General features: G+C 72.5%; 24 protein-coding genes and 2 pseudogenes. 8 read left to right on the forward strand and 18 right to left on the reverse strand.

Annotated elements, in window-relative coordinates; genetic code table 11:
- Positions 1–101 precede the first annotated feature (101 nt).
- The 3 genes from lepB to AB0E77_RS31355 all read right to left on the reverse strand — a co-directional run bounded on the left by lepB (position 102) and on the right by AB0E77_RS31355 (position 2090).
- Positions 102–770 carry a signal peptidase I gene (gene lepB, locus AB0E77_RS31345; protein WP_361577498.1) on the reverse strand — a complete coding sequence of 223 codons (669 nt, stop codon included), beginning with the start codon at positions 768–770 and terminating at the stop codon, positions 102–104.
- Positions 771–886: 116 nt separating this feature from the next.
- Positions 887–1366, reverse strand: a complete 480-nt coding sequence (locus tag AB0E77_RS31350) for an excalibur calcium-binding domain-containing protein (protein ID WP_361577501.1) — start codon at positions 1364–1366, stop codon at positions 887–889.
- A gap of 175 nt (positions 1367–1541) precedes the next feature.
- Positions 1542–2090, reverse strand: a complete 549-nt coding sequence (locus tag AB0E77_RS31355) for a DUF1062 domain-containing protein (protein ID WP_361577502.1) — start codon at positions 2088–2090, stop codon at positions 1542–1544.
- A gap of 377 nt (positions 2091–2467) precedes the next feature.
- On the opposite strand from AB0E77_RS31355, the gene AB0E77_RS31360 reads away from it, so the two are divergent.
- Positions 2468–3436 carry an alpha/beta fold hydrolase gene (locus tag AB0E77_RS31360; RefSeq protein ID WP_361577505.1) on the forward strand — a complete coding sequence of 323 codons (969 nt, stop codon included), beginning with the start codon at positions 2468–2470 and terminating at the stop codon, positions 3434–3436.
- Entirely contained in the window at positions 3433–4698 is a 1266-nt protein-coding gene (locus tag AB0E77_RS31365) for an MFS transporter (RefSeq protein WP_361577508.1), read from the forward strand. Before AB0E77_RS31360 ends, AB0E77_RS31365 begins: the two co-directional genes overlap by 4 nt.
- Positions 4699–4748: 50 nt before the next feature.
- Here the strand turns inward: AB0E77_RS31365 and AB0E77_RS31370 are convergent.
- Positions 4749–5102, reverse strand: a pseudogene (locus AB0E77_RS31370) (ATP-binding cassette domain-containing protein); the annotation flags it as partial.
- A 2-nt stretch (positions 5103–5104) separates the two neighbouring features.
- Here AB0E77_RS31370 and AB0E77_RS31375 point away from each other — a divergent pair.
- Positions 5105–5662: pseudogene (locus tag AB0E77_RS31375) on the forward strand (TauD/TfdA family dioxygenase); the annotation flags it as partial.
- Positions 5663–5677: 15 nt separating this feature from the next.
- On the opposite strand, the gene AB0E77_RS31380 reads toward AB0E77_RS31375, so the two are convergent.
- Genes AB0E77_RS31380 through AB0E77_RS31390 form a run of 3 tightly spaced genes read right to left on the reverse strand, consistent with a single transcriptional unit; the run spans position 5678 to position 8843 of the window.
- Entirely contained in the window at positions 5678–6106 is a 429-nt protein-coding gene (locus tag AB0E77_RS31380) for a VOC family protein (RefSeq protein ID WP_361577511.1), read from the reverse strand.
- A 44-nt stretch (positions 6107–6150) separates the two neighbouring features.
- Complete coding sequence (locus AB0E77_RS31385; protein ID WP_361577514.1) at positions 6151–7638, reverse strand: MFS transporter; 1488 nt, start codon at positions 7636–7638, stop codon at positions 6151–6153.
- Complete coding sequence (locus AB0E77_RS31390) at positions 7635–8843, reverse strand: M20 family metallopeptidase (RefSeq protein ID WP_361577517.1); 1209 nt, start codon at positions 8841–8843, stop codon at positions 7635–7637. Before AB0E77_RS31390 ends, AB0E77_RS31385 begins: the two co-directional genes overlap by 4 nt.
- Before the next feature lie 119 nt (positions 8844–8962).
- Between AB0E77_RS31390 and AB0E77_RS31395 the strand changes: the two genes are divergently transcribed.
- Both AB0E77_RS31395 and AB0E77_RS31400 read left to right on the forward strand, forming a co-directional pair.
- Positions 8963–10042 (forward strand): Lrp/AsnC family transcriptional regulator, encoded by a 1080-nt coding sequence (locus tag AB0E77_RS31395; RefSeq protein WP_361577520.1) that lies wholly within the window; start codon positions 8963–8965, stop codon positions 10040–10042.
- Between the two features lie 46 nt (positions 10043–10088).
- Positions 10089–10694, forward strand: a complete 606-nt coding sequence (locus AB0E77_RS31400; protein WP_361577523.1) for a dihydrofolate reductase family protein — start codon at positions 10089–10091, stop codon at positions 10692–10694.
- Between the two features lie 22 nt (positions 10695–10716).
- Here the strand turns inward: AB0E77_RS31400 and AB0E77_RS31405 are convergent, their stop codons facing one another.
- Together AB0E77_RS31405 and AB0E77_RS31410 are read right to left on the reverse strand one after the other, a co-directional pair.
- A complete protein-coding gene (locus AB0E77_RS31405; RefSeq protein ID WP_361577526.1) occupies positions 10717–11883 on the reverse strand; it encodes an alanine--tRNA ligase-related protein in 1167 nt (388 codons plus the stop codon).
- Between the two features lie 282 nt (positions 11884–12165).
- On the reverse strand, positions 12166–13362 hold the full coding sequence (locus AB0E77_RS31410; RefSeq protein ID WP_361577529.1) for a glycoside hydrolase family 64 protein: 1197 nt from the start codon (positions 13360–13362) through the stop codon (positions 12166–12168).
- A gap of 182 nt (positions 13363–13544) precedes the next feature.
- Here AB0E77_RS31410 and AB0E77_RS31415 point away from each other — a divergent pair, with 182 nt between their 5' ends.
- Positions 13545–14297: an SOS response-associated peptidase gene (locus AB0E77_RS31415; protein ID WP_361577532.1), complete on the forward strand. Its 753-nt coding sequence runs from the start codon at positions 13545–13547 to the stop codon at positions 14295–14297.
- A 108-nt stretch (positions 14298–14405) separates the two neighbouring features.
- Positions 14406–15311: an arginase family protein gene (locus tag AB0E77_RS31420; protein ID WP_361577535.1), complete on the forward strand. Its 906-nt coding sequence runs from the start codon at positions 14406–14408 to the stop codon at positions 15309–15311.
- Positions 15312–15367: 56 nt separating this feature from the next.
- Here AB0E77_RS31420 and AB0E77_RS31425 read toward each other — a convergent pair whose 3' ends face one another.
- From AB0E77_RS31425 to AB0E77_RS31445, 5 genes are all read right to left on the reverse strand, one after another.
- The gene (locus AB0E77_RS31425; protein ID WP_361577538.1) at positions 15368–16399 is read right to left on the reverse strand and encodes an LLM class flavin-dependent oxidoreductase; all 1032 of its coding nucleotides are present in this window, start codon (positions 16397–16399) and stop codon (positions 15368–15370) included.
- A 149-nt stretch (positions 16400–16548) separates the two neighbouring features.
- The gene (gene rfbB / locus AB0E77_RS31430) at positions 16549–17541 is read right to left on the reverse strand and encodes a dTDP-glucose 4,6-dehydratase (RefSeq protein WP_361577541.1); all 993 of its coding nucleotides are present in this window, start codon (positions 17539–17541) and stop codon (positions 16549–16551) included.
- A gap of 118 nt (positions 17542–17659) precedes the next feature.
- Positions 17660–19069: a hypothetical protein gene (locus tag AB0E77_RS31435; protein WP_361577544.1), complete on the reverse strand. Its 1410-nt coding sequence runs from the start codon at positions 19067–19069 to the stop codon at positions 17660–17662.
- Positions 19070–19128: 59 nt separating this feature from the next.
- Entirely contained in the window at positions 19129–19899 is a 771-nt protein-coding gene (locus tag AB0E77_RS31440; protein ID WP_361577547.1) for a class I SAM-dependent methyltransferase, read from the reverse strand.
- Complete coding sequence (locus tag AB0E77_RS31445; protein ID WP_361577550.1) at positions 19886–20266, reverse strand: helix-turn-helix domain-containing protein; 381 nt, start codon at positions 20264–20266, stop codon at positions 19886–19888. Before AB0E77_RS31445 ends, AB0E77_RS31440 begins: the two co-directional genes overlap by 14 nt.
- Positions 20267–20340: 74 nt before the next feature.
- Between AB0E77_RS31445 and AB0E77_RS31450 the strand changes: the two genes are divergently transcribed.
- A complete protein-coding gene (locus AB0E77_RS31450; RefSeq protein ID WP_361577553.1) occupies positions 20341–21006 on the forward strand; it encodes an NAD(P)-binding domain-containing protein in 666 nt (221 codons plus the stop codon).
- Between the two features lie 42 nt (positions 21007–21048).
- Here the strand turns inward: AB0E77_RS31450 and AB0E77_RS31455 are convergent, their stop codons facing one another.
- From AB0E77_RS31455 to AB0E77_RS31470, 4 genes are all read right to left on the reverse strand, one after another.
- Positions 21049–22866 carry a sugar-binding domain-containing protein gene (locus AB0E77_RS31455; protein ID WP_361577556.1) on the reverse strand — a complete coding sequence of 606 codons (1818 nt, stop codon included), beginning with the start codon at positions 22864–22866 and terminating at the stop codon, positions 21049–21051.
- A 54-nt stretch (positions 22867–22920) separates the two neighbouring features.
- Entirely contained in the window at positions 22921–23820 is a 900-nt protein-coding gene (locus tag AB0E77_RS31460) for a carbohydrate ABC transporter permease (RefSeq protein WP_361577559.1), read from the reverse strand.
- Positions 23821–23822: 2 nt separating this feature from the next.
- The gene (locus AB0E77_RS31465; RefSeq protein WP_361577610.1) at positions 23823–24689 is read right to left on the reverse strand and encodes a sugar ABC transporter permease; all 867 of its coding nucleotides are present in this window, start codon (positions 24687–24689) and stop codon (positions 23823–23825) included.
- Positions 24690–24785: 96 nt separating this feature from the next.
- On the reverse strand, positions 24786–26150 hold the full coding sequence (locus AB0E77_RS31470) for an extracellular solute-binding protein (protein WP_361577562.1): 1365 nt from the start codon (positions 26148–26150) through the stop codon (positions 24786–24788).
- Positions 26151–26205: the final 55 nt, after the last annotated feature.

Genomic DNA, 26205 nt, shown 5'->3' on the forward strand with positions numbered 1-26205 from the left:
GGACCCGCTCGGGTATGTCGTACTCACCCAGAGCCGAGTGGTTCGCGCCGAAGGTGTTGGTCTCCACGCAGTCCACCGTGCCTGTCGAGGTGCGGGCCCTCTCAGGCCGCGGGCCAGGGCGGCGCGGCCGCGAGCGGTCGCCGGGCCGCGCGCCCGGCCGTGTACCCGCTGATCCCCAGCCCGGCCCCGGCCAGGGCCAGGACGATCCCGAGCCCTCCGGTCGCCAGCGGCACCGGCGGTACGACGAACCCCTCCCGCACGCGCCCCAGCACCCCGGAGGCCGCGACGCTGCCCGACTGCTCGTCCAGGGAGAAGCGCGAGTCGTTCGAGTTCCCCCGGTTGTCACCCAGCAGGAACAACCGCCCGTCCGGCACTCGCACGTCGTACGGTGCTGCGGCGGGGGCCAACTCGTCGCGCCGCACGTAGGGTTCGTCGACCGGCTTCCCGTTCACCGCGACGCGTTCCCCGTCGCTGCTCACCACGTGATCACCGCCCGTACCGATGACCCGCCGCAGGACCGGAGCGCCCTGATACCGGCCGGGCACACGGACGAGCACGACGTCACCACGGCGTATCCCGTCCGCGCCGATCTGCTCGACGACCAGGTGCTCGCCCCGGCGGTACGTGGGCTCCATCGACTCGCCCTGGACGGTGACCCCTTGGTACCGCGCGAAGAAGTACCCGGCGCTGCCCAGCGCCAGGACCAGCCCGAGCGGGACCAGCACCCAGCCCGCGACTCTCAGCCGTCCGCCCGCTCTCCGCTGCCGCATGAACGCCCCTCCCCAGAACCGCCACAGGCGGGCGGACCGACAGAGGTTAAGCGCTCTGGGACGGAAACGCACCTCGCGCCGGGACCGCACGCCCGGCGCGGCCTCCGGCCCGCCGGTCAGCCCCGGTCGCAGCCGGTGCCGTCGCCGTCGCGGTCGAGATGGGAGGCGTAACCGGGCTCGCCGCGGTGCACGGGCGCGGCACCGGCGGCGCGGGCGGCGGCACAGTTCGCGTAGTAGACGCTGCCTTCGGCCTCGCCGGTGTCGGCGCTGTCTGCGCTCCCGACGCCGCTGCCGTAGTCGGTCTCCGGTTCGGCGGTGACGGTCGTGGTGACCTCGACCTCGAGGGTCTTGGTGACGGTCGGCGCGGGCTGCGGCTTCGCGGTGGCGGTCGCCGTGGGGGCGGTGGTGACGGTGACGGTGGGCTGTGGCGAGGCGGCGACCGGCTTGGCGTCGGTGGTGCTCGCCCTGCCGTCCTCACCGGCACCGGCACCGATGCCGACGAAGAACGCGAGGGCCAGCGCCGGTCCCACGTAGCGCTTCCGCGCCCACTTCGGTGCGGGCCGGCTTGCTGCGGATGGTGTGTACGGGTTGGTCACTTCGCCCCCTGATTGAACGTTGAAACGTTGACGGTAGCGGGAAGGTGAAGGAAATGTGAAGTCGGCGGGTCGGCCCTGGCGACCGGGGCGAGTGCGGCGGTGCGTACGGCCGATCGCGGCCGGGGCCCTTGTCCGGCACGAGGCGCCGGACAAGGGCCCTGTCACCGAGGAGAACTCAGCGCTTGAGGGTGAAGGTGAAGTCGCCGGAGAGCTTGCCGCCCAGCCGGACGGCCGACACCAGGCTTCCCTCCACGATCAGCCTCTCGACCTCGGCCCTGGACAGACCGCAGCCCTCGGCGATCAGCCGCACCGGCCGGACGGGGATCCGCGCCGCGAAGCCGACCGAGACGTCCATCGCCTCGTTGTCGAGGTGCCCCGGTCCGCCGGTGTCCAGCCGCCAGGCGCCGTCCCAGTCGAGGGCGACACGATTGCGGCGCCGCAGGACCGGGTCCTGGAGCAACTCCGCTGCCAGACCGATGTCGTTGGCGTGCATCCGGTCGAGCAGCTCAGGCCGTACGGAGCGCACAGGCGTCCGTTCCAGGACCGTGAGCTTCGCCGTCTCCCCGCACGAGGTGCACAGCACGAGGAGCCAGGCGTCGAGGAGCTTGTGGTGGGCGTTGACGCGGAACTTTCCGTCCGCCCGGAAGTGCCCGGCCGCGCACGCGTGGCAGCGCCGGAGGACGAGAGGCAGGCGGGTGGGCATGACAACCCAATGGTCGAGCACAGAAGTACACCGGTTTCCGTGTGAGGACCGCAGCAGAAAGGAGCACGTCGCACGGGTGCGACGCGCGACGAATCAGCGCTCGGGGGTCTCACACGGTGTACAACGGAACGTCCCTCACCTGGGCGACACGGCTCCGGCGTACGGTAGTGGCACGCGAGGGCGCCGCTCCACCGGTTTTCACGGGCCGCTCGGTCGTCCAGGGGCCCCGGCCGTGCGCCCCGGGCCAGGGTGGCGCAGTCTTTGAAGTGTCCTGGAGCGGACCTTGCCGACTTGACGGAGTCCTGCAACGCCCGGCCTTGATCCCTCCGGTACGCCGAACGGACCATGGACGACCGAGGGCCGGCGTCCGGCCGACGCGAGGAGAACGGGGACTGAGGATGGCGCACCCGCACCCCACGGCCCCCTGCGCGACGCAGGCGCCGACCAGCACGCCGGCCGGGATCGTCGCCGCGGCACCCCCTTCGGCGGGCCCCTCGCCGGGGGTACGGCGCGTCACGCTGACCGACGGGTCCGTACCCGTGACGGGACTGCTCGGCGAGCCGTCGCACGGCCCGTCGCGTGCCCTAGTCGTCGCGCTGCACGGCGGCGGCATGAACGCCGGCTACTTCGACGGGCAGGCCCACCCGGACGTGTCCCTGCTGACCCTGGGACCCCGGCTCGGCTACACGGTGCTCGCCCTGGACCGGCCGGGATACGGACCGCACGCCCGGCGCAGGGCCGACGGCCTGACCGTGACCGAACAGGTCGGCCCCGTGGCGGCCGCGGTGGAGGAATTCACCGACCGGCACCCCGGGACCGGCGGCGTCCTGCTGCTCGGACACTCCCTGGGCGGCAAGCTGGCGCTCACCATGGCCGCCCACCGGCCGCCCGCCGCCCTGCTCGGCGTGGAGGTCTCCGGCGTCGGACACCGCCTCGCCGTCCCGCCCGAACGGGCCGGGCAGCGCGCCGGGGTCGCGCTGCGGCGGCTGAACTGGGGCCCCCTGGGCCTCTACCCGTCGGGCACCTTCCGCGCCAGTGAGTCCGTCGTCGCCCCGATGCCCCGGCGGGAGGCGGACTCGGTGGGGGACTGGGCGGCGGGCGGGTGCGCGGACGTACTGCCCCGCGTGCGCGTGCCCGTCCGGTTCACGTTCGCCGAGCACGAGGCGTGGTGGCGGCACGGCCCGGACGACGTGGCCGACCTGACCGCCGCGCTGACGGCGGCGCCGAGAGTCGTCGTCGACCGGCTGCCCCGGGCCGGCCACAACGTCAGCCTCGGCTGGGCGGCGCGTGCCTATCACCTGCGGGCCCTCGCGTTCCTGGAGGAGTGCCGGGAAGCGGCCGGCGCCCTCGGGGACGGGCTCCCGTGAGCGCCGGCGCGACCGGCCCCTTCCGCGCGCTGCGCGTACGCAACTTCCGGCTCTTCGCCCTCGGCCAGGTCGTGTCGGTGGCCGGCACCTGGATGATGGTCGTCGCCCAGGACTGGCTCGTCCTCGGCCTGACCGACGACTCCGCGAGCGCCCTGGCCACGGTGACCGCCCTCCAGTTCACGCCGCTGCTGCTGCTCACGCTGTACGGCGGGCGGCTCGCGGACCGCCACGACAAGCGCGCGCTGCTGACCCTCACGAACGTCGTCTCGGGGGCCCTCGCCCTGCCGCTGGCCCTGCTCGTGCTGACGGGCGGCGCCCGGCTGTGGCACGTCTACGTCTTCGCCTGCGCCCTGGGAGTGGTCAACGCCGTCGAGGTGCCGACCCGCATGGCCTTCGTCGGCGAACTCGTCGGGCCCGAGCTGCTGCCCAACGCCTCGGCCCTGAGCGCCGCCTACTTCAACGTGGCCCGCATCGCCGGGCCCGCCCTGTCCGGGCTGCTCATCACGGCCGTCGGCATCGGCTGGGTCATGCTCGTGAACGCCGTCAGCTACGTCGGCACGGTCGTCGGGCTGCGCCTGATGAGCACCGCCGAGCTGCGGCGCGGGCCGCGCGGCGGCGACCGGGCGCGGATCGTGGACGGCCTGCGGCACGTACGGGAACGCCGCGATCTCCTGGTGCCGATGGCGCTGCTCGCGGCCGTGGCGCTGTTCGGCCTCAACTTCCAGCTGACGCTGCCCCTGCTGGCGAAGTCGGTGTACCACGCCGACGCCTCGTCCTTCGGGCTGCTGACCACGGTGTTCGCGGCGGGCTCGCTGGCGGCGGCGCTGGTGGCGACCGGCCGCCGCGCCCGGCCCTCGGCGCGTCTGGTGGCCGGTTCGGCCGTGGTGTTCGGGGTCCTGGAGGCGGGCGTGGGCCGGGCCTCCTCGTACCCGGTGGCGGTCGTCGTGCTGTTCCTGACCGGCGGCGCGTCGATCTACTTCGTGCAGGCCGCCAACCACCGCATCCAGCTGGGCAGCGCGCCCGAGTTCCGCGGCCGGGTCCTCGCCCTGTACACCCTGATCCTCCAGGGGTCGACGCCGTTGGGCGCCCTGCTGCTCGGCCGGATCATGCAGCACGGGGGAGCCCGGGCCGGGTTCCTGACCGGCGGGCTGGTCACCCTCGTCGCCGGTGCCGTGGCCCTGGCCGTCGGCAGCCGCGGCGAGGCGCGGGAGCCCGACGCGCGGCCGGTACTCCCGGCCGAGGAGCAGCGGGCGCGACCGTGACGGACCCGGGCGTGGACGGCCTGCCGGGGGAGGGCGTCGTGGACCTCTGGATCGTGGGTGATGAGCAGGACGGCCGTCTCCGACTGGCGGGTCAGGGTGTCCAGGCGGTCCAGGACGGTGCGCTGCACGGTGACGTCCAGCGCGCTCGTCGGCTCGTCCGCCACGATCAGCCGGGGACGCGCGGCCAGCGCGATCGCGATGAGGACCTTCTGGCGCATGCCGCCGGACAGCTCGTGCGGATACTGGCGGGCCCGCTGCGCCGGCCGGTCCGGCCCGACCTCGTCGAGCAGCTCCACCGCCCGCGCGAGGGCCGCGCTCCGCTCCCGCTCCGGGCCGTGCAGGCGCAGCACCTCCGCCACCTGCCGGCCCACCCGCTGCACCGGGTTGAGGGACACCATCGGGTCAGGACGTGACCTTCGTGCGCCGGCCACCGGCGATCTCCGTGCTCCGCGCCGTGGTGCTGCCGCCCACCGGCGGCGACACCAACTGGGCCGACAGCCGGCTCGCCTACGAGTCGCTGTCACCGGGCCTGCGGGCGTACGTCGACACGCTGACCGCCGTCCACGACGGCAGCCGCGAGTTCGGCTATTACCCGGCCCAGCGCCGGCAGGGCCGGGGCAACCTGTGGGAGGGCGAGACGTTCACCGAACTGGTGCCGGTCGAGCACCCGGTGGTCCGGGTGCACCCCGAGAGCGGGCACAAGGGCCTGTTCGTGAACCCCGGCTTCACCTCGCACATCGCCGGCGTCTCCGAGCACGAGAGCCGGGGCATCCTCGACATCCTCTACGCCCACCTCACCAAGCCGGAGCACGTCGTCCGCCACCGCTGGCAGCCCGGCGACGTCGCCCTGTGGGACAACCGCAGCACGGCCCACTACGTCAACCGCGACTACGGAGGCCAGCACCGCGTGATGCACCGCATCACCCTGCGCGGCGACGTCCCCGTGGGACCGGAGGCGGCCTGAACCCCCGCCGGTGCGTCAGTCGATGCAGAACTCGTTGCCCTCGATGTCCAGCATCGGGATGCATGAATCGGTGCCGTCGTACAGGGTGCGCACGTGCACGGCGCCGAGCGGCTCCAGTCGTGCACGTTCGGCCTCGAGGGCGGCGAGGCGCTCTTCCCCCACGAGCCCCGTGCCGACCCGCACATCGAGATGCACCCGGTTCTTGACGGCCTTCCCTTCGGGAACACGCTGGAAGTACAGCCGCGGGCCCACGCCCGAGGGATCGACGCAGGCGAACCACGCGTCCCGCTCCTCGGGCGGCTGCGCAGCCTTGTACTCGTCCCACGTCCCGAACCCCTCGGGCGGCGGTGGCACGACGTACCCGAGCACCTCGCACCAGAAGCGTGCGAGGCGCTCGGGTTCCGCGCAGTCGAAGGTGACCTGGAACGTCTTCGTCGATGTCATCCGCTCTCCATGTCGGCACTTCCGGTCTCCACCGGAAGCGGACACTAACACCGCTCGACAGGTGTCGTACGGCGGACGAGGGCGACCGCCGCGGCCGCACCGAGGCACAGCAGCGCACAGATCATCCAGACCGTCACATAGCCGGACTCGCTCGGTGCCACGGTGGTTCCCGAGGGCGAAGTCCCCGTCTCCGTCGCCGGAGCCGCGAGGATCACCGCGATGACGGCGCCGGCGATCGCTCCGCCCAGCGTCTTGACGTTGTTGTACAGCGCGGTCGTGACGCCGGTGCGGGACGGGGCGCTGGCCTCGGCGATCACCGTGGGCATCGCACCGAGCGCCACGCCCATGCCCGCACCGGCGAGCACCTTGGCGGCCACCAGCTGCCAGATCGCCGTGTGGAAGGCGGCGGTGGCGAGGAAGCCCGCGCCGATCAGCGCGAACGCGGCGATGAGCGTGGTCCGGTAGCCGAGCCGCCCGGCGATCCGCGCGGTCAGCGAGGAACCGATGACCGCGGCCACCCCGGCGGGCAGGGCGACCAGCGAGATGGCCAGAGCTGACAACTCGAAGCCGTAGCCGCTCCGTTCCGGGTCCGCGGCCAGGAAGGTCGCGTCCGGGGCCAGACTGCCGAAGTAGACGACACCGAAGGCGACCGCGCTCAGGAAGTACGGGGCCACGCTGCGGTCGGCGAGCGCCCGCAGGTCCACCAGGGGCTCGGCGACGCGCAGTTCACGCACCGCCCACCCCGCACCCGTCAGCACCCCGAGCAGCACCGGGACGAGTACCGCGCCCGACAGCAGCGGCCCGGTCTTCGCCGCGGAGACCCCGGACAGCAGCAGGAGCATGGTCACGCTCAGCAGGCTCACGCCCGGCCAGTCCAGCCGTCCGCCGGCCGTCCGCGTGGACTCCGGGATCGCGCGGAACGACACCGGAACGCACACTCCGGCGAGGAGGGCCGGGACGAGCAGGGTGATCCGCACGTCGCCGGTCGCCTTGTGCGCCAGGCCCATCAGCACCCCGCCGAGCAGGGTTCCGAGGGTGAGCGCGCCGACGAGACGGGCGATGGCGCTGCGGGCCTGCTCGACGGAGAGCCGGTCCCGTACCAGGGCGATCTCCAGGGGCAGCAAGGCGGCAAGCGGCCCGAGCAGCACGCGGCCCACCAGCAGGACGGGCAGCGAGGGGGCGAAGGCCACCAGCAGCGAGCCGACGGTGACGCACACCAGCGAGATCCGCAGCATACGGCGGTGCCCGTAGAGGTCCCCGAGCCGGCCGAAGGCGGGCACGGACACGGCGGCGGCGAGCAGCTGTGCGGAGATCACCCAGTTCAGGTCGGCGTCCGATATGCCGAGTTCCGTGCCGATGGCCGGCAGCAGCGGGGCGATGCCGCCCTGCAGGAACCCGCTGGTGACCTCGAAGAGGACGAGCAGCCCGACGACGGCACCCACGGACGCCGTCGGCTTGGAGTCGGGTCCGTCGGGTCCGGCGGATCCGGCGGGGTGCGCGGTGGCCGGCGCGCCGGGATCGGTCGTGCTCATGAGGACTCCTCGGTGGCTTCCTGAAGGCGGCGGGCGGCGAGTCCGGCCAGCAGGACGGCCGCGTCCACGACGGCACGGTCGTCGTAGACCGCCTGCGCGGAGTGGTTCATGGGGGCGGTCGCGGGGTCGCGGCCGGGCGGGCAGGCGCCCAGACCGACGTAGGCTCCCGGCACCTCGCGCAGGACGTAGGAGAAGTCCTCCGAGCCGGCCATCGGACGGGGCGGTTCGACCACCCGCGCGGCGCCGAACAGGCCCTGTGCGGTGCGCAGGGCGAAGGCGGCCTCGGCGGGGTCGTTGACGGTGACCGGGTAGTTCTCCCGGTAGTCGATCTCGGCCGTCACTCCGTGCGCGGCGGCGACGCCCCGCACGGTCCGCTCGAACCCGGTCCGGATCCGGGCGTGGGCGTCGTCGGAGAACGACCGCACGGTGGCCCGGAATTCGGCGTGCTCGGGAATGACGTTGCCGGCGGATCCGGCGTGCAACGAACCCACGGTGACCACGCCCGGGTCGAATATGTCGACGGTGCGCGTGACCATCGTCTGCAGTGCCGTGACCATCTCGCAGACGGCGGGTACGGGGTCCGTGGCCGAGTGCGGGGAGGAACCGTGGCCGCCCGCGCCGATGACCCGGACGGTCACCTCGTCGGAGGCCGCGAGCACCGGGCCGGGCCGCACGGCGACGACTCCGGTGGGCAGAGCCGCCGACGTGACGTGAAGCGCGTATGCGGCGGCGACCCGCCGTCCCGCGGCGTCGAGCACGCCCTCCTCGATCATCAGCCGGGCGCCGCCCATGCCCTCCTCGCCGGGCTGGAACATGAAGACCACGTCGCCCGCCAGCTCGTCCCGGCGCGCGGCGAGCAGCCGGGCCGCACCGACCAGACCGGCGGTGTGCAGGTCGTGGCCGCAGGCGTGCATGCGGCCGGGAACCTCGGAGGCGTAAGGGACCCCGCTGGCCTCCTGGACGGGGAGCGCGTCCATGTCGCCGCGCAGCAGGACGGCGGGACCGGGGCGGGCGCCGCGCAGGACGGCGGTGACGGAGGTGAGCTGCTTGCCGACACCGATCTCCAGGGGCAGGCCGGCCAGCGCGTCCAGCACGGTCCGCTGGGTGCCGGGCAGCTCCAGGCCGAGTTCGGGCCGCCGGTGCAGCGCGTGGCGCAGCCGGACCAGGGAGTCTTCGAGGGCGAGAGCGTCGTCGCGTTCGAACATGACTGGTATGGTGCCGATCCGGTCGATCAGGCCGGATACATTGCCGGGATCCTCCGCCTGGCCGTGATCATTTGCAGGGAATGACCACAGGGCGGGACGAGTGACAAAGAGGCCGGACCGTGCTCGACGAACTCGACCTCCTCCTGGTCACCGCGCTCCAGATCGCGCCACGCGCGGACTGGCGGACCATCGGCGAGATCCTCGACATCGACGCCTCGACGGTGGCCCGGCGCTGGTCGCGGCTCACCCAGGCGGGCCACGCCTGGATCGGCGTCCACCAGGCCGTTCGGGCGAACAGCCCGGAAACCCCGGCCCTGGTCGCGTTCATCGAGGTCGACTGCGTGTCCGGGCGCCTGCACGAGGTGGCCGGCCGCATCGCCGACGACCCGCACGTGTTCAACCTCGAGCACGTCAGCGGCAGCCGCGACCTCCTGGTGACGGCCGTCTTCACGGACCACGCGCAGCTGGCCCGGTACGTCGGCTTCCGCCTCGGCGCCCTCGACGGCGTCGCCGCCTCCCGCACCCAGGTGGCCACCACCCTCCACACCGAAGGCAGCCGATGGCGGCTCGACCGACTCACCGAGGAACAGCGCCGAAGGCTCGCACCCGCGCCCACGGGCCGGCAGCCCACCGGCATCGTCCCCGAGCGAGACCTCGAACTCGTCCGCGTCCTCGGTGAGGACCCCCGCCAACCCGTCGCCCGGCTCGCCGAACGCACGGGGCTCAGCCCCACGACCGTCCGCCGTCGCCTCGACCGCCTCGACGCCGACCAGGCACTCTCCTACCGGTGCGAAGTGGCGCGGTCCCTCTCGGGCTGGCCGGTCTCCGTCTCCTACTGGGGCGCCGTACCCCAGAGCCGGGCACCCCAGCTCGCCAAGCGCATCAGCCAAATACGGGAGATCAGGCTCTGCGCCTCACTGACCGGGCCGCACAATCTGCTCCTGGCCGCGTGGCTGCGCTCGGTCGACGACATCGGCGCCTTCGAGTCCCGGCTCACCGCCCGCCACCCCGAACTGACGGTGGCGGACCGGGCGATCACCCTCTGGCCGATGAAGCTCGCCGGCCATCTCCTCGACCCCCAGGGCCGCCATCTGCGGGCCGTCCCGCTCAGCCGCTGGCACGACACGCGGTCGGACACCGCCGAAGCCGCGCTCCTCGCCCGCCTCCGCACCTCACCGGCCGCGCGCACGCGGCGATGAGTTTCCGGTGGTCGTGCGGTCTACCCGTCGACGAAGGGAGCGCACCATGCGCAAGATCATCGTTTGCACGTTCCTGACACTGGACGGCGTCATGCAGGCGCCGGGCGGCCCGGACGAGGACGCCGAGAGCGGCTTCGCGCACGGGGGGTGGCAGAAGCCGGTGGACGACGACGAAGTGGGCGCGGCCATCGCCGGCTGGTACGAGTCGTCCGACGCGATGTTGCTCGGCCGCAAGACGTACGAGATCTTCGCGTCGTACTGGCCGACCGCCGACCCCGGCAACCCGTTCACCGAGCGGATGAACAGCATGCGCAAGTACGTGGCGTCCCGGACCCTGACGTCCGTCGAGTGGCAGAACTCCACGCTGCTGGAGGGCGACGTCGCCGACGCCGTACGCGAGCTGAAGGCGTCCGACGGCGGCGACATCAACGTCGTCGGCAGCGGCGACCTCGCCCAGACCCTCATGCGGCACGGCCTCGTCGACGAGTACCGGCTGACCGTCCACCCGGTGATCATCGGCACCGGCAAGCGACTGTTCGCCGACGGAGCGATCCCCACCGCGCTGGAACCGGTCAGCGTCTCGACGACGAAGGGCGGCACCGTCGTAGGCGTCTACCGCCCGACCGGCGAGCCGACCTACGACAGCTACTAGCCGCGCCCCTTGCCGCCGGTGATCACTCCTGCCGCAAGGCCGTCACCAGCTCCCGCGGCAGGCCGTGGGTGTCGTGGAGGTAGTGGAAGTCCTCGTCGTCCAGCGGCCCCCTGAAGCGGGGCCGGGCGAGTACCTGCCGGCCGCGTTCCAGGAGCCGGGTGAAGCGCCGCTCCTCCTCGGTCAGCATCCCGTGGACGAGGGCGGGGTCCACCGACTGCCGGAAGTGGTCCAGGGTGTGGGAGACCAGCTCGACGGGCAGGTCCCCGAGCCGGCGCGACGGATCGTCCCGCCACAGCAGGGTCAGCACCCGCCGCACCAGGCGGCGCAGCACATAGCCCCGACCGGTGCCGGCCGGGCGTACGCCGTCGCCGAGGACCACGACGGCCGACCGCAGGTGGTCGCAGACCAGGCGGAACGACGGCTCGTCCAGCGACCACAGCCCCGGCACCAGCCGCCGCCAGGGTTCGAAGACGTCGCCGTCGTACACCGACGGCTCGCCCTGGAGCAGCGAGGCCAGGCGTTCCAGACCCATCCCGGTGTCGACATTGCGCTGGGGGAGCGGCACCAGCCGGCCGTCGTCGAGCCGGCGGTGGCGCATCATGACGTGGTTCCACACCTCCACCCACCGGGAGTCGTGCGTCGGCGTCGAGCGGGGCGGGGTGTCACCGGTCCACAGGAAGATCTCCGAGTCGGGACCGCACGGGCCGACGGGGCCGTTGGACCACCAGTTGTCCTCCACCGTGAGCTCCACGGGCACGCCCCGCTCCTGCCACAGCTCCAGTGAGGCGGTGTCCAAGCCGACCTGGTCGTCACCGCCGAACACGGTGGCGTGCAGCAGCCCCGGATCGACACCGAGGCCCTCGGTGAGGAACCGGTGACCCCAGTCGAGACTCCGCACGCCCTCGTAGTCGCCCAGCGACCAGGTGCCGAGCATCTCGAAGACCGTGAGGTGGGTGCTGTCACCGACCTCGTCGAGGTCCGTGGTGCGCAGACAGCGCTGCACGTCGACCAGCCGCCGGCCCAGCGGATGGGGGCGGCCCTCCAGATACGGGGTGAGCGGATGCATGCCCGAGGTGGTGAACAGGACCGGGTCGCCCGGCGGTGGCAGCAGCGTGGAGCCGCTGATCCGGTGGTGACCACGGTCCTCGTAGTACTCGACGAACGTGCGGACGATCTGCTCGGTGTCCATGGGACGGCTCCTTCGCGCATGTGACGGGAAGGCGCCGGAGAACGGGACCGGGGGAGATCGTCGCACCGAGGCGAGGGCGTCGGAACGCCACGTGACCACCGACGGGCCGTTTCCGGTCGCCGGTGGGGGTGGGGAGAAGGTCAGGCGGCGGCAACCGGCGAGCTGGTCGCTCGCGCGGTCGCGAAAATGCTTCGGCCGATGACGTTCATGCCGACGAGGATACGGCCCTCGACCCCTCCCGGCACGTGAATTTCCCGGGAGGGGCCGACGGAGCGCGTGTGGTCAGTCGAACGGGGCGAGGGTCAGCCGCGCCTGCGCGGGGTTGCCGTCGTGGACCAGCGACTCGTGGTTGCCCACGTCGTCGAAGGCGAAGGCGTACGCCTTCCCGTCGGTGGTCCGCTCGTGGATGACCCGCGCGTAGTGGTTGGTCACCGAGTCCTGGTAGAAAGCGGACGCCGAGGTGTCCGGCTGGTTCGGGTTGGTCAGCAGCGTGGAGCGGTTGAACCCGGCGCACAGCGTCCGGGAGATCGGGCCGCGCACCAGGTCGTTGGGGGCGTCCAGGAGCCGGTGGCAGCCGAAGACGCTGGACGCGTCGGGCTTCTGGAAGCTCGTCACGACGGCCCCGGCGCCGTTGGTGAAGTTCATGACGCCGCCGGAGACGCGCCCGAAGTACTTGGTGCCCGGCTGGTCACCGAACGGGGTCACCGTCAGGGTGCTCGTCGTGTACTTCTGCCAGACCCGGTCGATGTAGCCGTTCAGGACGGAGGCGGGCAGTGCCCCGGTCTCCAGGCCGTACAGGGGTGACAGAGCCCGCAGGACGGTGCCGTCGGACCGCGTCTGGATCAGGCCCGACCAGCCGGGCTGTGCGCGCAGCGCGTCGAACACCCCGCGGTAGCCGCCCGGCTTGAGCTTGCCCGTGGTGAGCACACCGCCGTCGGAGCGCTGTACGCCCACGGAGTACGGGGCCGAGAACATGTCGACCTGCGTGCTGTTGAGCCACAGCCCCGAGTCGTTGAGCGTGTACTCGGACCAGTTGAACAGGATGTCGCGGTTCGGGTCGCTCGGGTTCTGCACGGCCGGCTGCACCAGGCCGCCGGTGGTCAGCCGGAAGTCGAGCTTGCGGCCGTAGGAGAAGTAGATGCGACCGGACAGTTTGGGAATGCGGATGGTCTTGGTCTGCCCGGCCGCCGGTCCGGGGATGGACGCGTCCGGTGCGGGTGTCGGGGGGTTGCCGCCGGCCGGCCAGGCGTGGAAGGCACCGGCGGCGTCCGCCCAGCCCTGCTGCCCCGTCGTCAGCGAGGTGCCCAGGGTGTAGACGTAGACGGCGTCACCGCGGCCGGATTCGTTGGTGATCGTCAGAGGGATGGTGTCGGGGACCGCGGCGCTCGCGGACGGCGCGGGGGCGGCCGTGAGCAGGGCACCGGTGAGCCCGGCGATACCGGCCGCGGCGAGCAGTCCGCGTTTGAGGGATGACAGCACTCTCCACCTCCGTGCGGGTGTGGGGGGGATGGTCCGTACCAGTGTGTGAGAGCGCTCTCAGCGTGCCGCTGTGCCGCGTCCATGTCAACGCCTGCGGGGCGTGCTCGTGGCAGAACCGGCAACGGGCCCCCGCTCGGCCCGGTCCGGCGGCGGCGCGCCCCGCAGAGTGCGACAGTGGGCTCATGTGCGGCAGGTACGTCTCCACCCGCAGTCCCGAAGACCTCGCCCGGCGGTTCCGGATCACCGACCGGGACGTCGGCGACCCCCTGGCGCCGAGCTGGAACGTCGCGCCGACCGACCAGGTGTGGGCCGTCCTCGAACGCGCACCGCGCGACGCCCCCGCCGGCGCCCCGGCGACACGGCGGCTGCGGACCCTGCGCTGGGGCCTGGTGCCCTCCTGGGCCCGTGACACGAAGATCGGCGCCCGGCTGATCAACGCCCGGGTGGAGACCCTCCACGAGAAGCCGGCCTTCCGCACCGCGTTCGCCCGGCGCCGCTGCCTCCTGCCGGCCGAGGGCTTCTACGAGTGGCAGCGCGTCGAGGACCCGGCGACGGGCAAGGCCCGCAAGCAGCCCTACTTCATCCACTGCGCGGACGACCCGGTGATGGCCCTGGCCGGGCTGTACGAGTACTGGCGCGACCCGGACGCCGGCCACGAGGACGACCCGTCGGCCTGGCTGACGACCTGCACCATCATCACCACCGAGGCCACCGACGCCGCCGGACGCGTTCATCCCCGTATGCCGCTGACCGTCGCCGAGGAGCACTACGACGCCTGGCTCGACCCCTCCCGCCAGGACACGGGCGTGCTGCGCGACCTGCTCCGCCGGCCCGCCGACGGACGGCTCGAGGCCCGCCCCGTCTCGATGGCCGTCAACGACGTCCGCAACAACGGCCCGCAGCTCGTGGCGGCGGTCACCGCACCCGAGGCGTGAGCCGCTCGGACAGGTCCCCGCCGCTCGACAGTGATGTGCTGCCGTGCACAACCCATGCCTCGCACAGGACCAGTTGAAGACCGGTCACCCGGCGGCGAGGATGGCCCCATGCGGAACATCATGGTCACGGACGCCCCCTCCAACCTCGGTCTGCGCCCACCGGCCCCCGGCACCGTCCCCGGCTGCTACAAGCTGGCCGGTGCGCTGCGCGACAACGGCATCGTACGCAGGCTCGGCGCCCTCGACGGAGGCGTCGTCGTGCCGCCCCGCTACGACCTGGGCGACTGGCGAGAGGGCGACGGCGTCTTCAACGCCCCCGCCATCGCCGCCTACACCCGCGCCCTCGCCGACCGCATCGAGGCGCAGGTGTCCGCAGGCCACTTCGCCCTCGTCCTCGGCGGCGACTGCTCCATCCAGCTCGGCGCGGCGCTGGCCCTGCGCCGCCTCGGCCGCTACGGACTGGTCTCGGTCGACGCCTCTCCCGACTTCCGCCACCCGGGCACCTCCGACGCGATCGGCGCCGCCGGCGGCGAGGAACTCGCCCTCGCCACCGGGCGCGGACAGGAGGACCTGACCGACCTCGAAGGACTCCGGCCCTACCTCCGGGACGAGGACGTGCGGCTCTTCGGCACCCGGGACGCCTTCACGGACGACGAGGACGTCGCCGAACTGCGCGCACTGAAGGTCCCCGTCACCACCGTCTCCGACCTGCGCCGCACGGACCCCGCCGGCCTCGGCGCCGCGACCGCCGCCGAGCTGGCGGCGCGGGACCTCGACGGCTTCTGGGTCCACCTCGACGCCGACGTCCTCGACCCGTCGGTGATGCCCGCGGTCGACAGCCCGGACCCCGACGGCCTGCTGCCCGGCGAACTCACCGCCCTGCTGCGCCCGCTCGTCCGGTCCCCGCACTGCGTGGGGCTCAACATCACCATCTACGACCCGGACCGCGACCCCGACGGCAGCGCGGGCACCCTCCTGACCGACCTGGTGGTGGCCGCCTTCACCACCGACTGACCATGCGGGCCCGCCGCGCCCGCCCGGAGCGGCAGCGCCAGCCCCGGCACCGTCCGTCAGCGGGCCGGCCGCCGGCCCAGCGCGGGACCGAGCCGGCCGGCGATGTCGGTCAGTATCTGCTCGTAGTCCTCGTAGGCGAAGGTGAACGGCAGCGCGAAGGCCACCTCCTCCACCTCGCGGAACGCCGCGTGGGCCCGCAGGCGTTCCGCGATCCACTCGGACGGCCCCACCAGGTCCGGCGCGAACAGCAGACGGGCCGGCCCCTGCGGGCTCCGGGTGCGGGGGAGCCGCCGCGCCGCGTACTCCTCGTACCTGGCGCGCTGCACGGCGTCGGCGGAGTCGGTGGGGATCACCACGAGCCCCTGGGAGACCCGCGCCGCCTCCCCGTCGGGGTGCGCCGCACGGAAGGCCCGCACCTGAGAGAGCTGGATCCCCGCGAAGTCCGGTGATCCGGAGCCCTCTTCGGCATCCTCGGCCTTGACGACGCTGCTGGTCAGCAGGTTCATCGCGTTCTCCCCGGCCCACCGGGCCGAGCGCAGACTGCCGCCGCCGTACCACATCCGCCGCCGCAGTCCGGGGGAGTGGGGCTGTACGCGGTCGGAGTAGGACTCGATGCCCTCCGTACCGCGGAAGTCGGTGACCGGCACACCCGCGACATGGTCGAGCAGCCGCCGCACCCGCGCGTACCCGAACTCCTCCTCCTCGGCGGTGTCCGGATAGAGCGCGTCCTTCACCCGCTCGTAGTGCACCGGCGCACCGGTGCTCACGCCCGGGTTGAGGCGGCCGCCGGACAAGATGTCCACGGTCGCCCAGTCCTCGGCGAGACGCAGCGGGTTCTCCCACCCCAACGGAGTGACGGCGGTGCCCAGTTCGATGCGGCTGGTGCGCTGGGTGGCGGCCGCGAGCACCGCCACCGGTGAGGCGATCCCGTACTGGAGATGGCGGTGGCGCACCCACGCGCTGTCGAAGCCGAGTCGTTCCCCCAGCTCCAGCAGGCGCAGCGTGTCCTCGTGCCCGCGAGCCGGATCCTCCTCGTCGAACAGCCCGATCGTGAGGAACCCCAGCCTCTTCAGCTCCCTGCCGCTCATCTCCGACTCCCACCACCGGTGCCCGCACGACCTGCCACTGCCCGACAGACGGATCATGCCCCGTCATCAGCGCGGAACGGGCCCCGCGGAACGTCCTCCGCCCGGGTGTTCACGAGAACGAAACACCGGCGGCACGAACACCACCGCCGTCACAGGGCGGCGCGTGCCTTCAACGGCTCCCACCAGTCGCGGTTGTCGCGGTACCAGGCGAACGTCTCCGCCAGACCCTCGGCGAAGTCCTTGCGCGGACGATAGCCCAGCTCGGTGGAGATCTTGGTGCAGTCCACCGAGTAGCGCAGGTCGTGCCCGAGCCGGTCGGGCACATGCTCCACGCTCTCCCAGCCCGCCCCGGCCAGCTCCAGCAGCAGTGCGGTGAGCTCCTTGTTGCTCAGCTCCGTCCCGCCGCCGATGTTGTACACCTCGCCGGGCCGGCCCGCGGTGCGCACCAGCTCCAGGCCCCGCACATGGTCGTCGATGTGCAGCCAGTCCCGTACGTTCAGGCCCTCGCCGTACAGCGGCACCTTGTGCCCGTCGAGCAGGTTGGTGACGAACAACGGGATGACCTTCTCGGGGAACTGGTGGTGACCGTAGTTGTTGGAACAGCGGGTGACGCGCACGTCCAGACCGAAGGTGCGGTGGTAGGACAGCGCCATCAGGTCGGAGGACGCCTTCGACGCCGCGTAGGGGGAGTTCGGTCGCAGCGGGTCGCTCTCCGGCCACGAACCCTCGGTCAGCGAGCCGTACACCTCGTCGGTGGACACGTGCAGGAACCGTGCCGTGCCGCCGGGCCGGCGCAGCGCCGCGTCCAGCAGGGTCTGGGTGCCCAGCACGTTGGTGGTGACGAACTCGGCGGCGCCCAGCAGGGAACGGTCCACGTGGGACTCCGCGGCGAAGTGCACGATCTGGTCGTGTCCCGCGACCAGTTCCGCGACGAGGTCGCGGTCGCAGATGTCGCCCTGCACGAACCGGAAGCCGGGGTGGCCGCGTACCGGGTCGAGGTTTGCGGGGTTGCCGGCGTAGGTGAGCTTGTCGAGGACGGTGAGGCGCACGTCGCCCGGCCCGTCGGCGCCCAGCAGCCGGCGGACGTAGTGCGAGCCGATGAATCCCGCGCCGCCGGTGACGAGGATGCGTGTGAGGGTCATGACGATATCTGTACCTGGCTGTGGTCGCCGATAAGGAGCCGGTGTACGACGGGTGCCTGCGGGACAGGCACCTCCAATGTCGCTCTCGGGCCGCTCCGAGGGCGGCGGACTCAGCCGCTCACCCGGAGGTCACCCCCGCCTCCCACTGCCGCCGCCGCAGCACGTACTCACTGAAGAGGTGCCTGCTCCGAGAGAGCAGGTCCCCCACTTCTTCCGCGCAGTGCCGTTCCTCCGCCGACGGATGCCAGCCCTGGACACACTGCCCGGCCCACGTGCGCACCTTCACGTCCGGGTCCTCCAGCAGCCCGACCGCCGCCCGCAGCGCCACGACCCCGCCCCGCGCGGCGAGCAGCCGCAACGCGGCGCGCCGGACATGCCGCGGCCAGGCGCGGCCGGTGCGCTCCAGCAGCCGCTCGGCCGGCAGTTCCGGCGCCGACGGGAGCAGGGCGTCGGCCGTCTCGCGCACGACACCGGCCCCGGGGTCGTCGAGGAGCGGCAGCAGGCGCTCGGCGCGCACGCAGTCCAGCGTCCGCAGTCCTGCCACCGCCCGCGCCCGCACCCCGGCCGCCGGATGCGCGAGCAACGGCCACAGCAGCCGGGCGTCCGCACGCTCCCCGCACTCGGCCAGCCCGATGACCGCACCGGCCGGCAGCCCCGGGTCGTCCGGTGCCGCGCACCGCTGCCGGTACCAGGCCGCCGGGTCGTCTCCGCACTGCCGTACGACGTACCGGGCGCACGCGCGCACCAGCGCGGACCGGTCGCCGAGGAACGCCACCGCCTCCTCCGGCCGCCCCGTCCGCCGCAGCGCGGTCACCCCGGCCGAACGGGTGCGCGGACCGCGCGCGGCCAGCAGCGGCGCCACCACGTCCTCGTACGCCTCCTCGCCGGGCAAGGCCGCGAGGGCGGCCGTGGCGCACAGGTCCTGCACCACGCCGTCCTCGTCCTCGGCGGCCGCACGGGCCAGCTCGGCCGGGCGCAGCCGCCGGCCCTCGATCGCCAGCCGGTACGCGAACCGCCGTACGACACGGTCGGGACCGGAGAGCAGAAGAGCGAGCCGCTCCCGGGGCGCCACTCGCAGGACCTCCTCGAGTACCTCGACCCCGAACGCACCTCTGTCCCGCCGGCCGACCCGCAGGACCAACGGGGCGAGCCCCGCGGCGGCATCCACCTCCAGAACCTCACGCAGCAGCACCCTCGCGCCCACGCGCACGGGGCCCGCCCAGTCGGTGCAGCGGACGACGATCAACGGCAGCAGCCCGGGCCACCGGGCCGACCGGCGCACCGCTTCCTCGCGGACATGCCCGTCGCGGTGGCAGAGCGCCAGGGCGAGCCGGGACTCGTCGAGCTTCCCCAGATCGTCGGGCAACGGGGCGTACTGCTCCCACTCCGGCAGCAAGCGCGGTCCGTACCAGTTCAGGTGGCGCACGGCGGTGTCCAGAGCGAGCCACTGACCGGGGTCGGTGACATCAAGCACCTCGCCGAGCCGCTCACCCTGCGCCAGCCGTACGACGGCACTCCGTGCGTCCACGACGCCACCCCCTTCCATCCCCGGCCCGGACCCAACGATCGTACTGACCCCGGACGGCTTCACGCGCCGGCGTCGGCGTCGCCGACCGGCTGCTCACCGGCCTCGACGACGAAGAACAGGAAGCAGGGCCTGGTCGACAGGTCGTCGAAGTCGTCGGGGAAGAGCGCGCGGGCGGCCGGATCCGGCCGCGGCTCGCCGACGACGGAGAGCCGGAAGCCGGCGGCGGCGAAGGCGTCGGTCATCGCGTGCAACGGCTTGCGCCAGAGCCGCATGGGAACGGTCCGCCCGTCGAAGGCCCAACGGAAGGCATAGCTGCCGGAGGCGAAGTAGTCGGGACGAGGCTCCCGGATCGTGTAGGCGACGAAAGGATGGTCCACCGATGCGATCAGCCGCCCGCCGGGCCGGAGCACCCGCCGCAACTCGGCCAGCGCCGGCCCCCAGTCCTCCAGGTAGTGCAGCACCAACGACGCGACCACGTCGTCGAACACCCCGTCACCGAACGGCAGCCGCTCGCGCAGGTCGGCCACGTGCAGTTCCACGCTGTCCCCGAGCCGCCGCCTGGCCAGCGCCAGCATCCGGGCGCTGACGTCGATGCCGGTGACGACCGCACCGCGCTCACCCAACGCCGCGGACAGGGGCCCGGTACCGCAACCGGCGTCCAGGATCCGCCGGCCGGCCACATCTCCGGCGAGGGCCAGCACGGCGGGCCGTTCGTAGTAGGCGTTCACGAGGTTGTTCTCGTTCTCCGCCGCGTAGGCCTCGGCGAAATCGTCGTAGTCGTTCTCCGGGCCGCGCCCCGTGGAGGGGGTGGAATCCTCAACCACGCTCATGCCCCCACGAGTCACCGGCCGTGCACGCCGCTTCCTGGGCCGCCACGACCTCACCCCCGTACTCGAAGGCCCACGCGCCGACGGCGTCGATGGGTGCCAGGAAGGACCGGCCCAAGTCCGTGAGCCGGTACTCGACCCGTGGCGGTGAGCCGTGGTGCGCCTGCCGGTCGACGAGTCCGTTGAACTGCAGCCGCCGCAGCGTCTCGGTGAGGACCTTGGAACTGATGCCCCCGATGTGCTCCCGCAGCTCGACCGGGCGTCTGGACCCGTCGCGGAGCGCCCAGAGAACGACAGCGTTCCAGGTGTTCGAGAGGAGGTCGAAGGCGAGGCGGGCGCGGCAGTCGGCGAGGAAGGCGTCGGTCGTCACGTACCGAATGGTGCCCGAACCGCCCTCTACGGTCGGGGTGAACGATCGAATCCGGCACGAAGAGGGGCCACGGAATGAGAATCGGCGTACTGGGCACGGGCAGCATGGCCGACGCACTCGCCACCCACTGGGTGCGGGCCGGGCACGAGGTGACCGTCGGCGGACGGGACGCACACAAGGCGGAGCGACTCGCGGCACGCCTCGGAGGCGACGCCAGGCCCGCCGGTCTGCGCGCGGCGGCCGAGTCCGGTCAGGACGTGGTGCTGGCCGCACTGCCCTTCGGCGTGGGAGCGGAGGTGGCACGGGAACTGCACGAGGCCCTGGAGGGCAAGGTCCTGCTCGACTGCTCCAACCCGGTCGGGCCGGGCTTCTGCCTGCTGACGGCGGGAGGCCCCTCGGCCGCGCGGCGACTCGCCGAGGCGGCACCGGGAGCCCACGTGGTGAAGGCGTTCAACCTCTGCCACGAGAACGTGTGGCGCATGCGGCCCCCCGTCTTCGACGGCCGGCCCCTGGCCGTACCGGTGTGCGGCGACGACGAGACGGCCCTCGCCCGGGTACGCGAACTGGTGCGTGACACGGGCTGTGCACCCGTGTCCGGCGGCGGTCTGGAACGGGCGGGCCTCCTGGAGGCGACCGCCGCACTGTTCATCGCCCTGTGGGTCGGCGAGGGAGCCGACGCCCAGGCCATCGCACCCCCACTGGCCTACGCGGCCGGACCGAGCCGGCACCAGGAGGTTTGAGACCGGCGGGGCCCGCGGTCGGCGGCGGGCGCCCGCCTTCCCTCATGCCTGCTTCTCGATGGCCGCCGGCCGCAGTTGCGCGGCCCGTATCCGCGCCACGTCGAGCTTGGTGCCCCGGTCGAAGCGGTAGATGCCGTTCTGTTCCTGGAACACGTCGGTCAGCTGCGTGTAGCAGTAGCCGAACATGTGCGGATCGTTCTGCAGCACCTCGGTGAGGCCGCTGAAGCGGGCGTGGAACTCCTCCTCGTCCCGCACCCGCTCGCCGTAGCCCCAGGACTGCTCACGGTCCTCGCCCGACAGGTCGGCCGCCGCCCCGGGGTCCCACCAGATGCCGCCGAACTCGCTGACGAAGTACGGCTGTCCCGCGTACGGCAGGGAGTAGGGGGCGCCGCTCTCGTGGCTGTTGACGAACGGGTCGTCCTTGGCCAGACCGGACATCAACTGCCGGAAGGCGGCCGGGTCCTGCTCGTAGTTGTGGGCGTCGTAGACGTCGGTCTCCGCGACGCGGTGGGCGTAGCCGGAGGCGTCGATCACCGGCCGGGTGGTGTCCATGGCCTTGGTGGCGAGGAACATCGCGCGGGTGACGTCGTCGAGCTGGGTGATCCGGTCGTGCAGCTTCTGGTACGTCTCGTTGAGCGGGCACCAGCCGATGATCGAGGGGTGGGAGTAGTCCCGTTCCAGGGCCTCCAGCCACTGCGCGACGTACGAGGCGTCGGGCTTCTGGTTGTCTCCCGAGGAGCCGCCGGTCTCGCAGCCCCAGTCGCCGAACTCGCCCCACACCAGGTAGCCGAGGCGGTCCGCGTGGTGGAGGAACCGCTCCTCGAAGACCTTCTGGTGCAGCCGGGCACCGTTGAAGCCGGCCTCCAGGGCCAGTTCGATGTCGCGGACCAGCGCCTCGTCCGTGGGCGCCGTCATCAGGCCGTCCGGGTACCAGCCCTGGTCGAGGACGAGTCGCTGGAAGACGGGCCGGCCGTTGAGGAGGACGGCCTTGCCGCGCAGGGCGACGGAGCGCAGGCCCGCGTAGCTCTCGGCGCTGTCGACGACCTCGCCTTCCGCGTCGAGGAGTTCGAGACGCAGGCCGTACAGGTGGGGGTCGTCCGGCCCCCACTCGCGGCGCCGGTCGCCGGGAACCGGCAGGTGCAGGCGCGGGGCGAGGTCCAGGTCGGCGCGCGCCTCGGCGCGGCTCACCTCCCCGTCGCCGTCGCTCAGCACGGCCCGGACCCGGTGGCCGGGCCGGTTCCCGGACAGCGGCAGTTCCACGTGGAAGGCGCTGCCGGCCAGGTCAGGGGTGATCCGGGGGCGGCGCAGATGGGTCTCGGGGACGGGCTCCAGCCACACGGTCTGCCAGATGCCCGTCACCCGGGTGTAGTTGCAGTCGTGGTTGGCGTACCGGACCGCCTGCTTGCCCCGGGCCTGCGGACCCGACCTGGCGTCCCGGGCGCGGACGGTGATCACGACGTCCTCGCCGGCCCCGGCCACGTCACCGAGGTCCGCGGTGAAGGGGGTGAAGCCGCCGCGGTGCCGGGCGACCTCCGCGCCGTCGACCCACACCGTGGTGTCGTGGTCGACGGCGCCGAAGTGCAGCAGTACCCGCCGTCCGGCCCACGCGACGGGCAGGGACAGGGTCCGCCGGTACCAGACGGCGTTCAGGAAGTCGGTGTCGCCGATGCCCGACAGCTCGGACTCGGGCGGGAAGGGCACGAGGATCTCGCCGCGCAGCTCCCGGTCGAGGAGGCCGCGTTCCAGACCGCTGTCCCCCTGGTCGGTCTCGAACTGCCAGGCGCCGTTGAGGTTGAGCCAGTCGCGGCGCACGAACTGCGGACGCGGGTACTCGGGGCGCGGGACGGAGGGGGTGGGCACACATGCTCCAGTGGATAGTTCGTTCGGTACGGACAGCCGGCTCGGTGACAGGGGTCACGAACCGCCGAGGCCGGTGGTGGCGACGGAGTTGACGATGCGGCGCTGGAACAGCAGGAACACCACGATCAGCGGCAGCGCCGCCAGCAACGCGGAGGCCATGGCCTGCGCGTACTGGATGCCGTAGGCGTCCTTCACGGTGGCCAGGCCGACCGGGAGGGTCATCAGATCGGGGTCGTTGGTGACGACGAACGGCCACATGAAGTTGTTCCACGCGCCGATGAAGACGAAGATCGACACGGCCGCCACGATCGGACGCGACAGCGGCAGCACCACCGACCGGAAGACCCGGAACTCGGAGGCGCCGTCGATCCGGGCGGCCTCCTCCAGCTCCCGGGGGATGCCGTCGAAGAACCGCTTCAGGATGAACACCATCATCGGGGCCACCACCTGAGGCATAATCACGGCCGCGTAGGTGTCCACCAGGTCGAAGAGCAGCATCTGCCGGAACAGCGGCACGACCAGCAGCTGCGGCGGCACCATGATCGCGGCCACGGTCACGGCCAGCAGGGCCTTGCGCCCGCGGAAGGTGCCGCGGGAGAAGCCGTACGCCGCGAGCGTCGAGACGGCGATGGTGATCACGGTGACCAGCGTGGCGATCAGGAAGCTGTTGAACGCCCAGACGGACACGTTCCCCCGTTCCAGGATCTCCCGGTACGCCTCCAGCGTGAAGGCGCCCTTGAAGGGGGAGAGGCCGGGCTTCGCCAGGTCCTGCTCGCTCTGCACGGACGTCGCGAGCGCCCACCCGAACGGCAGCAGCCACACGGCGGCCAGGACGACGAGGGCGGTTCCGGCCAGGACGCGCGGCAGCCGGCCGTGACCGAGCAGCAGCGGGGAGCCGGTCGCGTCCCGGGGCGCACGGCGCCGTGGGCGGAGGGTCGTTGCGGTAGCGGACACGGTCAGTCCTCCTGGCGGAAGAGGCGGAGCTGCACGAGCGAGACGACGATGACGAGCGCGAAGAAGAGATAGGAGACCGCCGAGGCGTATCCGAGCCGGTATCCGGTGAAGCCGACGTCGTAGACGTACTCGAGGACGGGTCGGGTCGAGGCGTTCGGTCCGCCCTTGGTGAGGATGTAGATCTGGTCGAACACCTTCAGCGAGGCGAGGACCTGGAGCATCCCCACCAGCGCGGTGGTACGGCGCAACTGCGGCAGCGTGATGGACCACAGGCGCCGCCACGCCCCGGCGCCGTCCAGGGCGGCGGCCTCGTCGTAGGTCGAGGGCAGCGACTGGAGCGCGGAGAGGTAGAGCAGGAAGTTGAAGCCGACCGTCCACCAGACGGTGAGCGCGGCGATGGACCACATGGCGACGGACTCGTCGGAGAGCCAGCCGACCGGCCCCATGCCGAGACTGTCGAGGAACTGGTTGGCGAAGCCCAGGTCGGGCTGGTAGAGCCAGGTGAAGATCAGCGTCACCACGGTCACGGGCAGCAGGTACGGGGCGAAGAACGCCAGCCGCCACGCCCACTGCCCGGCCAGTCCGCCGTGCACCAGCAGCGCCATCGCGAGCGCGACCAGCACCAGCGGCACGCTGGAGATGACGGTGAAGAACACCGTGTTCCCGAGGCTGCTCCATACGTCCGGGTCGCCGAACGCCTCGGCGTAGTTGTCGAAACCGACGAACGTGGTGTCGCGTACCGCCAGCGAGGAGTCGGTGAAGCTCATCCACAGGCCCTGCACGATCGGCCACACCAGGAACAGGGCGAACAGCACCAGGAACGGCAGCACGAAGACCAGGCCGGAGCCGCCGGTGCGCAGCCTGCGCAGCCGCTCGGGGGTGCCTGTCCGGGGAGCCGTCGAGCCGGGCAGCGAACCGGTGTCGGGGGGTGCGGTGGTGGTCACGGGGATCACTCCTTCTGCTCGTCAGGCCACCGGGTTGGGCTGCCGGAGCAGCGTGTCCGCCTCGCGGACCATCTGACGCACCGCCTTCTCGGCGGTGGTGTTGCCCAGCAGCGCCGACTGCAGCGGCTGGCACATCCGGTTCTGGAAGTTGGACGCGGCTCCCGTGAACCAGTTCGGCGGGTCGAGCACCGCCACCTTCCCGGCGTCCGCGTACGAGGACTGCGGCTCGAGCGCGGCGTACTCGGGCTTCGCCAGCACCGGCTGGTAGGCAGGGATGTGGCCGGCGCTCGCCCAGGTCAGGCTCTGCTTGATCATCTCCGCGACGTACCGGTGGGCCTCACGCCGCCGGGCCGGGTCGGGGTCGTCCTGGTGCGGCAGGACGAAGCTGTGGCTGTCGGTGTACACGGCCGGCCGGTCGAAGACCTGCGGGAACGGCGCGGCGCCCAGCGGGACGCCGGACTTCTTCAGCGTGGGCAGTTCCCACTCGCCGAGCATGGCCATGCCGCCGCGGCCGGCGGTGAACGCGGCCAGCGCGCCGTTGTAGTCCAGGTTGTTGGGGTTGGTCCTGCCGTCGAAGAGCTGCTGCATGAACGACACGACCCGGACCGCCGCGTCGACGTCGATCCGCGGCGGACCGCCGTCGGGCAGGGTGAACTCGGCACCGGTCTGGGCGTAGAAGGCGGCGAACTGCCGCCAGTTCTGGGCGGTGTCGGTGACGTGACCGAACAGGATGCCGGCCCCGCCGGTCGCCTTCGCCAGACCCCGGCCCGCCTCGAGGAGGGCCTCGGGGGAGCCCATCGGGGCCAGTTCACCGGAGGGGTCGAGCAGGCCGGCCGTGCCGGCGGCCTCCTTGTCGTAGAAGACGATGAAGGGGTGGACGTCCAGCGGGATCGCGTAGACGGTGCCGTCGTGCTTCGTCCGTGCCCAGACCGCCGGCGTGAAGTCCTTCTCCGTGACGCCGAACTCGGCGAGCAGATCCAGGTCGAAGGGGTCGAGCAGGCCGCCGGGGGCGTATCCGGCCAGCCGGGACAGGTGCAGGACGGCCACGTCGGAGGCCCGTCCGCCGGCGGCCGACATGGCCAGTTTCGTGTAGTACGACGGTCCCCAGTCCAGGATCGTCCGGTCCACGTCGAAGCCCCGGCCGTCGTGGGAGACGGCCTCGATCATCTCGTCCATCAGCATGCCGTCGCCGCCCTGGAACAGGTCCCAGACGCTCAGCGCGGAGGGGTCGGAGGCCGAGGCCGGGGAGGCGCAGCCGGACAGCGACCCCGCGGCGAGCAGCGCACCCGCCCCGGCCAGGCCGGTGCCCAGGAGGTGGCGGCGGGTCAGGCCGCGGGACGCGGCGGACTCCGGGGGCGGGGCGGGGACAGGGGATCGCGCAGTCATCGTTGACCTTTCGACGGCCGGACACGCGTGCCGGACCGGCGGCGGCCACGGGCGA

Source organism: Streptomyces sp. NPDC032940 (genome assembly GCF_040636935.1).
In the GTDB taxonomy this organism is placed as follows: Bacteria; Actinomycetota; Actinomycetes; order Streptomycetales; family Streptomycetaceae; genus Streptomyces.